Raw genomic sequence first — 12,435 nt, forward strand, 5'->3', positions numbered from 1 at the left:
TTCAGTATATGAAAAGGATTCTAATATACGTTATTTTATTTGGTATGTTCATCTTTTTCTCCTATGCTTAAATTAAAGCATCTGTATCTCCTGTATGAACTTTTGAGCTATTTCCTTATCATTGAATTCAATTGTTTTATCTTGAAATATTTGATAGGTTTCATGCCCTTTACCAGCTATAATGACAACATCATTTTTCTTTGCTGTTTTAATTGCTTTATAAATGGCCTCTTTTCGATCAACAAATAATTCATATTGTAATGTACTTCCTCTTTTTAATCCTTCTTCAATATCATTCATAATTATATTTGGGTCTTCGGAACGCGGATTATCAGAAGTAACATAAACAATATCACTGTATTCGCTTGCAATCCTTCCCATTATTGGGCGCTTCGTCGCATCCCTATCTCCGCCGCAACCGAAAACAGTAATGATTCTACCAATTGTAAACTCCTTAATCGTTTTCAACACATTTTCTAAAGCATCAGGTGTATGAGCATAGTCAACTAAAACTAGAAAATTCTGTCCTTCATCCACTATTTCCATTCTACCATTAATACTAGCTATCTGAGATAAGCTATTTCTAATATTTTCAAGGGGAATTCCTTCCAATAACGCCGCAGTGATAGCAGCCAATGCATTATATATATTAAACCGCCCAACCAATTTCATGTCGATTTCAATGTCTCCCTTAAAGGTAATTAATAAAAATCGAATTCCCTGTGAGCTCATGGTTATATTTTCTGCAGAAACATCAGATTCATTGTTAATTCCATATGTAATGACCTCAGCAGATGTCACTTTACTAAAATACTTAAAACTTGAATCATCCGCATTTAGAACTGCATATTTTTTATCTTGATTGTTGAACGAATTTCCTAGGCTAGAGAATAATAAACTTTTCGTATGCCGATAATTTTCAAACGTACCATGATAGTCTAGGTGGTCTTGTGTAAGATTGGTAAATATGGCTGTTCGAAAATTACATCCCATTACACGTTTCATATCTATCCCTTGAGATGTCACTTCCATTACACAATATTCCGTTTTGTAATCCCTCATCTGCCGGAGATTTCTTTGCAAAATTGGAGATTCCTGTGTATTTATATCTGTCGGATACATATTTCCGTTCATCTTTATGCCGTTATTCCCCATAAGGCCCATAGTAAGCCCATAATCAGAAAAAATGCTTTCTATCATATACGATGTTGTAGTTTTGCCGTTCGTCCCTGTAATCCCGATCAGTTTCATTTCATGTGATGGATAATTATAAAAATGAGAAGCAATCATCGCCATTGCATGTCTTGCATCTTTAACAAAAATTTTGGGAACATTACTATCAACATCTCGTTCAACTACAAGGGCTACCGCGCCATTCTTTATAGCTTCCTGTGCGTATAGATGCCTATCCTCAAGAAACCCTTTGATCCCTGGCACACAGATAAACAAATTTCCCTTTTCTACTTTTCTTGAATCCATTTGTAAACCTGTTATTTCGATATCGAGGTTTCCGCTTGTACTTTTCACTAGGAAAAGGCTCGCAATCTCTTTTAATAGCAAAATACTTACCTCCTATCTTTCGATAATCTAATCCATATTTTAACACTTTCCCCTTCTTCATTTGCTCAGGTTGCTAATTGAATATCGGGTCATTAGAAAAAAGGAGAATTAGAACTATGTCGATCTTCATCTTTTGTTGAAAGTGATTTTCACTCTATTGATTAACCATTGCGTTTATCTTCCCTATCAAAACATTAAAATTTTCCAAATGTATAGGATAATGATTATTCATTTTAATTTTCTCTTTATTATATTGCTTCACCTTGGACCACTACTTTTTTGGAATCGAAGTGCAAAATACGTGTTCGAACATCGTTTGCTGAAATAAATATCGCCGTCCCATCTTTATCAATGCAATAAGCAATAGGGATAGACACTCCTGTATCCCCATATGAGCCATCAGCATGACTTGTACCAACGATTACCACTTTGTATGTAACGGCAATTTTTGTTGCTTCCGCAATCCATTCATCAAACTGTTCTTGACTAAACATCCCGACCCCAATGGGATGAACAATTAGGTCAGCGCCCCGGTATTGTGCCCCTTTTATTCCCTGTACAATCAATTCATCACATAGAATATGCCCAATTTTTAATCCTTCTTCTACAACAAAGGAAGTTGTGGTATATTTTACTCGCTTTAAAACCACCTCTCCTTTGCGATTTATTATTAGCACTCTATCCTTTGGCTTGTCTTGTAGCTTCCTATAACCGCCGATTAACACGGTATTATACTCCCTAGCTAATATACAAGCTTGCTCTACATTTTCATTGAGATAGCCCTCTGGAAATATGACTGCATCAACAAAGGGATTGTTTTTCAATTCTGATTCAAGTTGTTCGATACCTTTTTCAAGTTTTGGTTGGATAATTAAAAATTTCATCTAGATACCCCTATTCATTAAATCAAAAATTTTATAATCGTAGTTCTGTTTTACCTGATTCGCTTAATTAATCACACACTTATATTTTAACAAAACCTTTGGTTACGTTTACAACAAAGGACTAGTCGTTTAAAGAAATATTAATTGAATTCCAAAAAAGAGTTATCAGATGGAAGAGAGTTTCTTTTTGAAAAAGTGGCAGAGACATAATTAAAACGTTAAGCTCCAAAGACGAATAACGCATTACCTGAGCGGAAATAATGTATATACACCATAGTAATTCGTTTTTTCTTTGGTGAAAACACTTTTGTCCCAGCCACCTTAGTCCGCTATTGTTTCTTTATTAACTCAATAAACGCATCCACGAAGGTTTGTAAAAAATTCCTTGTTCCCTCATTCTGTAAGTGTCCATTTTCATCTAATAATTCAGCAACATTTGCAAGATAAGCTTCTGGCTGCTGAAGTGTTGGCATATTTAAAAAGACAAGGGATTGTCGCAAATGATGATTTGCACCAAATGCACTTAAATTTCCAGGAGATTGACTAATAATCGCGGCAGCCTTACCATCCCACACACTTGATCCATAAGGTCTTGACCCCACGTCCAATGCATTTTTTAATACAGAGGGCACTGAACGATTGTATTCAGGAGTGACAAATAATACTGCGTCTATTGCCTGCATTGTTGTACGAAATGTAGTATATGCCTCTGGTACATTGTTTTCATCATCGTAATCCTGATTGTATAAAGGCAGATTCCCAATTTCCACTATTTCTGTTTCGTATCCTTCCGGAAAGAGAGTTGCAACATTTTTTGCAATTTTTTTAGAGAATGAATCTTTACGAAGACTACCAACTAGGATACCAACTTTTGTCATTTTCTTTCCCTCCTTATTTTTTTGATATGGTAAGGTGGCTCACGTTATTATTCCCTATATACACCGTTTTAATATGCTTTAAAAAAAGATTCTTTAATACACCAGCTTATCGTTATATCTCACCTACTTTCATTTAGCAATACTGTCTCTATTATATAATTCAAGTAAATATGAATTCTACCTTCTATCCCATACAAAAAACCGACCTCTTTTGTAAAAAAGAAGGTCGGTTCAAATTCATTCACTTATCTTATAGTTTTTAATGCTCCGCTCCAGGCAAGTACTTCATCTAACATCGTATTAACATTTACAAAATGTAATTCTTGTGGTTGAAATTCTGTTGCATTCACGAAATCTGTAAATAAGCTTAATGTTGGGTGTGTACGAACATCGGCAACTTTTTGTTCTGCCAAAATGCCTCGTAAATGTTCGGCAGCGCGTGCTCCACCAGTTGAGCCATAACTTACAATCCCTGCTGCTTTGTCATACCAAGCTTCTCGAGCGAAATCGATCGCATTTTTTAGAGCGCTCGTAATACTATGGTTATATTCTTGAACAATAAATACAAAGCCATCAAAACTAGCAAGTTTTTCATTCCATGCGACAATTCCCGGTTCTGTTCCATCAGTTGTTCCAAAAAGTGGGAGATTGTAATCTAAAATATCGACGATTTCATAGCGAGCATCTTCGCGTTGAGTTGCAAGTTTTTTTACCCATTCGCCTACTTGTGGACTTACACGTCCTTGACGTGTACTCCCTAAAATAATTCCAATATTTAATTTTTCAGTTGTCATTATGTCTTCCTCCTGGCTTGTTTTCCAAATGTTTTTTCAAAATAACCCATTGTTGATACCATTATAATTCATCTAAAACGGAGCAAATTTCAGTGCTGCGTACTCAGTACAGCTAACAAAGCATTTGGTACTAGTATACTTTCAAACTAATAACAGCTTGCTTTTCATTCCTTTGCAACGCTCAAGATGATGCGATTACCTGAGGGGTCTTGGGTAATAAAGGCACCATTTTCTTTTACAATGGAAGCCCCAATTTTATTTAACTGATCTATAATTTTCATTCTCTTCTCTTCATTTGCAACCATTATAGTAAATGATTTCAAGCCAACACTATTTAGAGACGGCTGTGGTGCACCAATTCCATTCCAAGTATTTAAACCAATATGATGATGATATTTTCCATCAGAAATAAAGAGCGCTTGATCACCAAATCGGTTGACTACTTCAAACCATAATCCCTCAACATAGAATTCTTCTGTTTTTTCCAATTCAGAAACGTGTAAATGAATATGCCCCATAACCGTCTTGGTCGGAAGCTCAGTCCACGTTTGGTGGTCATGAATCGAGAGAAGGTCGGGAAAATTTAACGGATCCACAGTCATTTCCACTTCTCCATCGTGCCAGTTCCATCGGGAAGGGGAGCGATCTATGTATATCTCAATTCCATTTCCTTCTGGGTCAGATAAATAAAGGGCTTCACTCACAAGGTGGTCTGATGAACCAAATGGAATCCCCAACTCAGAAAGATGGAAAACCATTCGCGCTAAATCGATTCGTTCTGGGAGCAAAATAGCAAAATGATATAACCCCGTTGTTTTTCCTAATTTCGGAACAACTTGCTTCGGTTGTTCAATCGTTAATAAAACCGTATTTCCATCTGCTGTTAAGCTTGCGAATCCTTCAGATTGTTCTAATACCTTGAATCCAATTATCTCTTGATAAAAGGCTAGAGAGCGTTCTAAATTTTGTACTTTTATGTTCACTTGCCCCACAAATGTATATGGCTCCCGATGAAAACTCAATCAACTCACCTCCTTTTTACTACTTTGAATAGGCATAACCCAAAATTACTTCTATTTAGTTACTTTATGTAAGTAAGTATAATAATACAACCTAATAAAGTCAAGTAATCTTTTAACAAAAAAGTGAGTTAATTATTTTCTAGAACGAATAAATGGGATAGATTGGAAAAAGACATGGGAATATTTAGCGAACGGTGGGACAGGTCTAATTCTTTTTCTGTTTCTCTCTATGCTCCAACGTTTTGCTGTATTGGATCCGCTACAGAAAAAACGGAATTATAAAATGGGGAGATTACCAGTAATTCCTGTTCGTATTCACTAACTGAGAAAGCTTAGCTGTAACACTAGGGAGTGAGGACAAAACTGCTTGAAGTATAGTGGATAAACTTCGCCGAAAATAAAACCCAAGAATGCTAATATAACAGCATTCTTGGGTTTTACCCTTTTAGCTATTTAGGTTGAATGGTTTCTCCGTCTTTCATTCTAACTTCTAAAGGTTCAACAATTTTACCTAAGGAAGCTCCTTGCTTTTAATCTCCCTTACAAATCTCCGGGACATTTAACTGTCAATGCTTTAATTGCTACCATAAAGTGAAACTTCAACAAGTGGCGGTTTTACAGCCAGTTAATGCGGGATAAATTTATTATTCATTTGATGTATAGACTCAATGAACAAGAAAATAATAAATAAAAGGAGGTTAAAAAGACAATGAAAACTCTATTCGTTCCGTTGGTAATGAGCTTATTCTTCCTTGGAAATTTTGTCCCCCTTGAACAGCTAAATACTGTAAAAATTGCTGAAAATGAGCCTTCTTATGCTAAATGGGGGAAATTAGCTATGGAAAAGACGAAAGAGAAATACCCCCAAGCAGATATCGTTGATTACCTTCATGTCGGCAGAGAAATTGCTTCAAAATACTCCACAGAAAAATTTAAGCTATGGCTAAAAAGTGATGATAAAGAGTTCGGCGTTTTTGTTAATATAAAATTTGATAATAAAACAGAAGAAATTATCAATATAACATACAGAAAAACTAACAGATCATTTTTATAGTTGAATTACGAACTTTCTTAACGGGAATTACTTTTTACTCGCTTTAACATCGCGACAATTAAAAAACTAACAATCACTAGTAAAACCCAAGAACTGACTTTTCCTAGATGAACGAGGCTCCATGCCTCTGCCTGATTTGGATATGTCCAAGCACCAAAGAATGTGGCAATATTTTCGGCAATCCAGATGAAAAAGCCGATTAGCATAAAAGAAAAGGCAAGCGGCATTCGGTAACGTGTTCCATTTACTTCGTATGTTACCCAAGTTTTCCAAAAGACAATGATGACAAGACCAGCTAACCACCACCGGATATCGATCCAATAATGATGGGTAAAAAAGTTTAGGTAAATGGCTGCAGCGAGCGACGCAACAATCAGAAATGGCGGCCATTTAATTAGATCAACCTTCAGCCTCCTCCATGCCTGGCAAAGATAACTCGCAACACTTGCATACATAAATCCGCTATAGAGTGGAACACCGAAAATTTTAAAATAGCCTTCCTCTGGATATGACCATGAACCCATATGTACTTTAAAAAGCTCGAGAGCAAGTCCAATCAGGTGAAACATTGTGATCACCTTTAATTCGTCTTTTGTTTCTAGCCCGGAACGTACCATCCACCACTGCATTAACAGACAGATGATCAGCATCCAGTCATATCGTCCAAGGAATGGGAGTGGTAAGATTTTCGTCAAAGCTAAGGCGGAAAAAATAACAACAGGAAACACGCAGGACAGCGCCTGCTCCCAACCAAAATGAATAAGCTGTTTACCCGCTCTTATAACTTGCGCCTTCAAAGTTTTTTTCTGTGACTTATTTTCAATGGCTAAATTCACGCTAACCCCTCTTTTTGGAATGTATTTGAATGGAACTCGCCAGTTTCTTCCACATATTTCTCCTATTCATCCTGAATGTCTTCATTATTTTGGTATTCTAAAATATCTCCAGGTTGGCATTCTAACGCCTTACAAATTCCCTCTAGCGTTGATAAGCGAATCGCTTTGGCTTTTCCATTTTTCAAAATCGAAAGGTTTGCCATCGTGATTCCAACCTTCTCTGAAAGTTCTGTCACACTCATCTTCCTTTTAGCCAACATAACATCAATATTGATGATAATTGCCATCTTATTCACCTCAGACCGTTAAGTCATTTTCTGATTTTATATCGATCGCCTCTTTTAAAAGCCTTTGAAGAACAGCCGCAAAGACGGCGATAACCAAAGAAGCAAAAATAATGATCAAGCCAATGACGATGATTCCTGGAGCATCATCTACCTCTGCCATAAAATAGAAGAGTGGCATGCCCACGACATAAAAGCTACTAATTGCGATTGCACAATACTTTATATTTTTTAAAGCTTTTACAGAGATGTCTGCGAACGCCTTGTTTTTGTCAATATAACTTAAAAGTTTAAATGCCTGGTACAATGCAATAAAAAACGGGATCGCTGATATATACATCACAATTAAAATGCCATACAGTACATAAGCAAATTCAGAATAACTGTCCACTGCCTCTTTGGCGACTATTGGTAATCCAAATAGACACAAAGCCAGAATGGGAGTCCCAATCAGAAAAACAGCTATTCTCAAAAAAAGCGTTGAGCCTCGTTTCATAAAAAAGCACCTCACTTATTCAATCTCAAATTGATTTTAACATCAAATTTATCGTTTTACAATAAATATTTATTATTATTTATGAATTTTTTATTGTTAAGCTTGCCGTTTCTATATAATCATATATTTACACACAACCTTTGACTTCCGCCTAACATATATTGTATTATATATCTAAATGATACATATCAATTAGATAGGTGGCATAAAATGAAAAAATACAATCATACAACATACGCGATTCTTGGCATTTTGACGACTGAATGCAGAACAGGATATGCGATTAAACAGCTGATTGATCAGAGTCTTAATCATTTTTGGAAAATCAGTTATGGTCAAATTTATCCTACTTTAAAACTAATTGTTGAGGAGGAATTAGCAAGCGTTCAAACCTTATCAGAAAAAGGCAAACCTGAACGAAATGAATATTTTCTGACTGATAAAGGAATTGCTGTTTTAAAAAACTGGCTGGAAACACCGATTAAACAGATACCAGTTGAACGAAACGAAGTTTTATTAAAATTATTCTTTGGTCGGCACCAATCTAAAGAAAACACCTTATTACAACTTGAAGATTATCAGCAAAGGTTAGAAGAACGCTACCAGCTTTACCAAAATATAGAAAAAATGATTACTTCCACCCCTCATAACACAGAAGATGTGACCTACTGGTTATTTACTTTGGATTACGGAAAACGAGTAACAATTGCGGCCATTGAATGGTGTGATGCAACAAAAGAACATTTTATAAAAGGAGGATCAGTATGACAAAAAAAGTTTATACCGGACGTTATACAACTGAAAATGACGAGGATGTAGTGGTTTTTCTTATTGGAATGCGTGTAAACAACCCCTTTGCCATTCATAAATGGGGACCAGTATTTGCCTCTATGCCTGGCATGATTAAAGAGCTCTATACACATAAAGAAGAACTAGGATTTCTTTCGATGGAAAGCTATTTTGGGTTGAGAACCACTGTTATGATTCAATATTGGCGGTCTACTGAGGATTTATTAGCTTATGCCAAGGGAAAAAAACATTTAAATGCCTGGAAAAATTTCAACCAAAAAGTCGGTAATAATGGGGCTGTTGGTATTTATCATGAAACCTATGAACTGAAGAGCGGCCACTATGAATCAGTTTATGGAAATATGCCTTTGTATGGGTTAGGTAAGGCGATGAAGCATATTCCAATTACAAAAGAAAAGATGGGAGCTATGAAACGGCTCAAAAGAAATACCTAGATTCATATAAAAACCTCTGTAACAATAAAAAACGCTCAGTTCATTGAGCTGAGCGTTTATCTTCAGTATATTGGACAAAATCTACTTAAACTCCCATTTTATTTAAATCAGGATGGGGGACCATATCAATTTGTTTAATTATTTTCGCTGGGTTACCGCCAACAACTACATTGTCTGGTATATCTTTCGTCACAACAGCACCAGATGCAATCACAACATTGTCGCCAATCGTTACGCCTGGATTGATGATTGCACTTCCGCCAATCCAAACATTATTCCCGAAAGTAATCGGCTTTGCATACTCTTTACCGGAATTCCGTTCTATTGGATTAAGTGGATGGGTGGCAGTATATATTTGCACACCTGGTCCAAGCATACAATTATTTCCAAAATGCACTTCACAAACATCTAAGATCGTACAATCGAAATTCGCAAAAAAGTTTTCACCAACGTGCGTATTGCGGCCATAATCAAATCTTATATTGGGTTCCATATATACATTTTCCCCAGTGGATCCAAGTAGTTCCTTTAATAATTTTATTCGTTCCTCTTCATTCGTCTCTAAGGTTTGGTTGTATATTCTAACCTTGCGCCTTGCTTCTTCACGTTCATATAGTAAGACTGGATCAGCTGGGTCATACATTTCTCCAGCCAACATTTTCTCTTTTTCAGTTTTCATTCCAAGAACCTCTTTCCAATTATCTGTTCGGCAAATAACATTACTAGCTATCCAATATAGTTTACCCTATTTACTGATGTTGACAATATATCAAAGACAATTATTAAGAATAATGGTGAAACGAAATTGAGAGCTATCACAATGACAGCTCTCATTTCCATTCCCTCATTTTTCTGTACCATCGAATGTTAGCTATATTCCCTTTTTCAAAAGGACCTATCCGTCCATAAACGTTTAATATCACAGTCCTTCTGTAAAATTCTTACTAGATACACATCTGGATTACTTAGCTTTTTCCATTGCTCGAAACCAAAGCTGTTATCATACTGGCGCAATAATAAGGATATAATCCCTCCATGGGCCACGATTAACGTGTGTTTGGAATCACTTGTCAGAATATCATTTACAACCCCGACAATTCGATTTTGAGCCTCGTTACTTGATTCTCCACCTTCATACTTTAAATCCATATCCTCGAATGTCGTTTCCAGTTTTTCCAGCCAATCTGGAAATGACATCGAACTTAGTACCCGTTCGGTTAAGCGGCTGTCCGTCTCAATGTCTAAATCCATTTTTTCTGCAAAAGGCCTTATCGTTTGAATAGCTCTTAAAAAAGGACTGGAAATGATCCTATCCACTTTAATATTAGACAGAAAATCAGCCAATGCTTTCGCTTGCATAAACCCCTTTTCTGTTAATGGTGAATCAGCAGATTGTCCTTTTGCTTCACAATGCCGAATAATGTAAATGTTTTTACTCATACTTCCCCCTCACTAGACGATGTATGTAATTTAATCATCATCCGCAAAAATGCACTGGCTTGTGCATTCTTTTCCATATTAGATTCGATCCAATCGATTTCGTCGCCTAACAAGTTCACTAAATAGTAAACCGCCTTATTATGGGATGCTGGTGTATTATAGTTAAAAATCATCCTTAGCTTATCAAGAGGAATAGCAGGCAAAAAGGCTTCAAGTGCTTTTAATCCTAATTGAGCCCGTTCAGGTTTATATCTATGTAGCAATACTTTTGAAAGATTGACCATCACATGTTGTAACATTTCGACAGACCATAAGTCATTGCCTCTTTGGTTTGCCTTATGATATTGAAATAAAAACCAAGCCACGTCATAAGCAAAATCGTGAAATTCTTCTTTAGAAAGCAACAAGTTTTGGGTTGACTCAAATTTAGCTAATCTATTTTCAGGGTCATACAACACATGAAAAAAATCCTTTTCTTTAAATGTCTTTTCAGTCACAGTGAATAAATCAACATGAAGCAGATTATCATAAACAGCTATTTGCGGCGCGATTATAAAGAAATCCTCGAAAAACAATATTTTTCGATACGATTCTAAATGCTTTAATCTTTGGTCCAAAAAGGCCTCTTCATCTTTTTCATCTATCAAGCAGTAAAGGTCTACATCTGAATACTTGTCATATTCTCTTCTACCCATTGATCCCTTTAGAAAAATGGCCTTCACCCGATTATCTTTCATTAAACTTTGCGAAATGATGCGGACCGCTTCTTCCTGCTTCATCCATACACCTCCATCTAATAAAGGCTTTATTAGCTATTCAATTTTTAGCGTATTTAAAAATTGCTCTACCTCGGTTGGAGAACGTAAGATCACGATTTCCTTTTCATTAGAAAACGAAGCCAGTTTTTTCAAGATTAGCGGTTTTTTAGATTTTGGATATTCCCATACCCATTTCAAGAATTCAATTGAAACCCTTTCTTCACATCCTTCTCCCATATCAGGTCGGGTCTTATTTCTGTATTGAATCCACCGTTTTATAACACGATATACACAAATTGTTCGGGGAATATCTAGAAAAATAATCGTGTCCGCACTATTCAAGCGAATATCGATTGTTCCACTATAATTTCCATCCACAATCCAACTTTCTTGTTCTACCAATTCATTTTGAACAAGTTGCTGCTCTTGTTTAGAGGTTGCAACCCATCCGGGGTTCCAAAATAACGCATCAAGATGAAATACTTCAATCTTTAATAATTCCCCTAACTTTCTTGCTAAAGTAGATTTTCCAGAACCACCTGACCCAATAATGGCAATTTTTTTCACCGGACTCCTCCTCGCTTAACAAGCGTATACGTTATTTATTTTTCCGCATGTGCTGTTAGAATTTCCCCCATATTCTATCCACTTTTTTGAGATTCTTTTCATTAAAAGAGCATTTATATATATCAGGCATTTCAAGTTTTTTCCAGAAATCAAATCCATATATAGGATCGAAATAATTCATCATTAACACCATAATATTTCCATGAGTACCGATCACAATGTTTTTGCCTTGGTGAGTTTCTAAAAGTTGTAAAAGTGCATGAACTCCTCTTTTTTGAGCAACTCGGTTTGATTCTCCTCCTTCCCATGAAAAATCATCATCTTCCCAAACTTTTGAAATTGCGGCTGTGAAATCTTCTACAGATTTTCCAGCTAATATCCGTTCTTTGAAATCATTTTTAATTTGAATTTCTTTATCTATATATTTAGCCAGTTCTTCTATTGTCTGTACTGCACGCTTATATGGACTAGAATAAACATAATCAATATTTTCCCGTTTTAGTAATTTAGTTACTGTCTGAGCGTCAGCAAAACCACGCTCAGACAGCGGCCTTTCCAACTCATTTGGTGTATAGGTAGAGTGGGCATGTCTAACAAAATACAAATTCGTCTGCAAAT

The 12,435-nt window shown here is 36.0% G+C and carries 15 protein-coding genes and 1 pseudogene; 3 read left to right on the forward strand and 13 right to left on the reverse strand.

Going from position 1 to position 12,435, the window contains the following annotated elements:
• Positions 1-72: 72 nt before the first annotated feature.
• The 5 genes and pseudogenes from KI375_RS16395 to KI375_RS16415 form a co-directional block, all read right to left on the reverse strand.
• Entirely contained in the window at positions 73-1,560 is a 1,488-nt protein-coding gene (locus KI375_RS16395) for a UDP-N-acetylmuramoyl-L-alanyl-D-glutamate--2,6-diaminopimelate ligase (protein ID WP_212974541.1), read from the reverse strand.
• Between the two features lie 248 nt (positions 1,561-1,808).
• Positions 1,809-2,444, reverse strand: coding sequence for a carbon-nitrogen hydrolase family protein (locus KI375_RS16400; RefSeq protein ID WP_212974542.1), 636 nt, complete (start codon positions 2,442-2,444; stop codon positions 1,809-1,811).
• Positions 2,445-2,773: 329 nt separating this feature from the next.
• Positions 2,774-3,322: an NADPH-dependent FMN reductase gene (locus tag KI375_RS16405; RefSeq protein ID WP_212974543.1), complete on the reverse strand. Its 549-nt coding sequence runs from the start codon at positions 3,320-3,322 to the stop codon at positions 2,774-2,776.
• A 245-nt stretch (positions 3,323-3,567) separates the two neighbouring features.
• A pseudogene (locus KI375_RS16410) lies at positions 3,568-4,166 on the reverse strand (NADPH-dependent FMN reductase).
• Positions 4,167-4,280: 114 nt separating this feature from the next.
• The gene (locus tag KI375_RS16415) at positions 4,281-5,138 is read right to left on the reverse strand and encodes a VOC family protein (protein ID WP_212974545.1); all 858 of its coding nucleotides are present in this window, start codon (positions 5,136-5,138) and stop codon (positions 4,281-4,283) included.
• 709 nt (positions 5,139-5,847) lie between these two features.
• On the opposite strand from KI375_RS16415, the gene KI375_RS16420 reads away from it, so the two are divergent.
• Positions 5,848-6,192, forward strand: coding sequence for a DUF3889 domain-containing protein (locus KI375_RS16420; protein ID WP_212974546.1), 345 nt, complete (start codon positions 5,848-5,850; stop codon positions 6,190-6,192).
• Between the two features lie 17 nt (positions 6,193-6,209).
• On the opposite strand, the gene KI375_RS16425 is transcribed toward KI375_RS16420, so the two are convergent.
• The 3 genes from KI375_RS16425 to KI375_RS16435 all read right to left on the reverse strand — a co-directional run bounded on the left by KI375_RS16425 (position 6,210) and on the right by KI375_RS16435 (position 7,808).
• On the reverse strand, positions 6,210-6,974 hold the full coding sequence (locus tag KI375_RS16425; protein WP_212974642.1) for a DUF817 domain-containing protein: 765 nt from the start codon (positions 6,972-6,974) through the stop codon (positions 6,210-6,212).
• Between the two features lie 116 nt (positions 6,975-7,090).
• Positions 7,091-7,315, reverse strand: a complete 225-nt coding sequence (locus KI375_RS16430) for a helix-turn-helix domain-containing protein (protein ID WP_212974547.1) — start codon at positions 7,313-7,315, stop codon at positions 7,091-7,093.
• Positions 7,316-7,325: 10 nt separating this feature from the next.
• Positions 7,326-7,808 (reverse strand): DUF2975 domain-containing protein, encoded by a 483-nt coding sequence (locus tag KI375_RS16435; protein ID WP_212974548.1) that lies wholly within the window; start codon positions 7,806-7,808, stop codon positions 7,326-7,328.
• Positions 7,809-8,018: 210 nt separating this feature from the next.
• Between KI375_RS16435 and KI375_RS16440 the strand changes: the two genes are divergently transcribed.
• On the forward strand, positions 8,019-8,576 hold the full coding sequence (locus KI375_RS16440) for a PadR family transcriptional regulator (RefSeq protein ID WP_212974549.1): 558 nt from the start codon (positions 8,019-8,021) through the stop codon (positions 8,574-8,576).
• The gene (locus KI375_RS16445; RefSeq protein ID WP_212974550.1) at positions 8,573-9,052 is read left to right on the forward strand and encodes a DUF4188 domain-containing protein; all 480 of its coding nucleotides are present in this window, start codon (positions 8,573-8,575) and stop codon (positions 9,050-9,052) included. Before KI375_RS16440 ends, KI375_RS16445 begins: the two co-directional genes overlap by 4 nt.
• 85 nt (positions 9,053-9,137) lie before the next feature.
• Here the strand turns inward: KI375_RS16445 and KI375_RS16450 are convergent, their stop codons facing one another.
• From KI375_RS16450 to KI375_RS16470, 5 genes are all read right to left on the reverse strand, one after another.
• A complete protein-coding gene (locus KI375_RS16450; RefSeq protein ID WP_212974551.1) occupies positions 9,138-9,731 on the reverse strand; it encodes a sugar O-acetyltransferase in 594 nt (197 codons plus the stop codon).
• 206 nt (positions 9,732-9,937) lie between these two features.
• Entirely contained in the window at positions 9,938-10,492 is a 555-nt protein-coding gene (locus KI375_RS16455; RefSeq protein WP_212974552.1) for a histidine phosphatase family protein, read from the reverse strand.
• Complete coding sequence (locus tag KI375_RS16460; RefSeq protein ID WP_212974553.1) at positions 10,489-11,271, reverse strand: nucleotidyltransferase domain-containing protein; 783 nt, start codon at positions 11,269-11,271, stop codon at positions 10,489-10,491. The genes KI375_RS16455 and KI375_RS16460 overlap by 4 nt, the downstream gene beginning before the upstream one ends.
• Positions 11,272-11,304: 33 nt before the next feature.
• A complete protein-coding gene (locus tag KI375_RS16465) occupies positions 11,305-11,817 on the reverse strand; it encodes a DNA topology modulation protein (RefSeq protein ID WP_212974554.1) in 513 nt (170 codons plus the stop codon).
• 55 nt (positions 11,818-11,872) lie between these two features.
• Complete coding sequence (locus KI375_RS16470; RefSeq protein ID WP_212974555.1) at positions 11,873-12,433, reverse strand: histidine phosphatase family protein; 561 nt, start codon at positions 12,431-12,433, stop codon at positions 11,873-11,875.
• Positions 12,434-12,435 lie beyond the last annotated feature (2 nt).

Source organism: Bacillus sp. J14TS2 (assembly GCF_018333015.1).
Taxonomy (GTDB): Bacteria; Bacillota; Bacilli; order Bacillales; family Bacillaceae_C; genus Lederbergia.

Coding starts and splice junctions, on each gene's coding strand:
- KI375_RS16400 (WP_212974542.1), bottom strand. CDS start 2,444: ATGAAATTTTTAATTATCCAACCAAAACTTGAAAAAGGTATCGAACAA.
- KI375_RS16405 (WP_212974543.1), bottom strand. CDS start 3,322: ATGACAAAAGTTGGTATCCTAGTTGGTAGTCTTCGTAAAGATTCATTC.
- KI375_RS16420 (WP_212974546.1), top strand. CDS start 5,848: ATGAAAACTCTATTCGTTCCGTTGGTAATGAGCTTATTCTTCCTTGGA.
- KI375_RS16430 (WP_212974547.1), bottom strand. CDS start 7,315: ATGGCAATTATCATCAATATTGATGTTATGTTGGCTAAAAGGAAGATG.
- KI375_RS16435 (WP_212974548.1), bottom strand. CDS start 7,808: ATGAAACGAGGCTCAACGCTTTTTTTGAGAATAGCTGTTTTTCTGATT.
- KI375_RS16440 (WP_212974549.1), top strand. CDS start 8,019: ATGAAAAAATACAATCATACAACATACGCGATTCTTGGCATTTTGACG.
- KI375_RS16445 (WP_212974550.1), top strand. CDS start 8,573: ATGACAAAAAAAGTTTATACCGGACGTTATACAACTGAAAATGACGAG.
- KI375_RS16450 (WP_212974551.1), bottom strand. CDS start 9,731: ATGAAAACTGAAAAAGAGAAAATGTTGGCTGGAGAAATGTATGACCCA.
- KI375_RS16455 (WP_212974552.1), bottom strand. CDS start 10,492: ATGAGTAAAAACATTTACATTATTCGGCATTGTGAAGCAAAAGGACAA.
- KI375_RS16460 (WP_212974553.1), bottom strand. CDS start 11,271: ATGAAGCAGGAAGAAGCGGTCCGCATCATTTCGCAAAGTTTAATGAAA.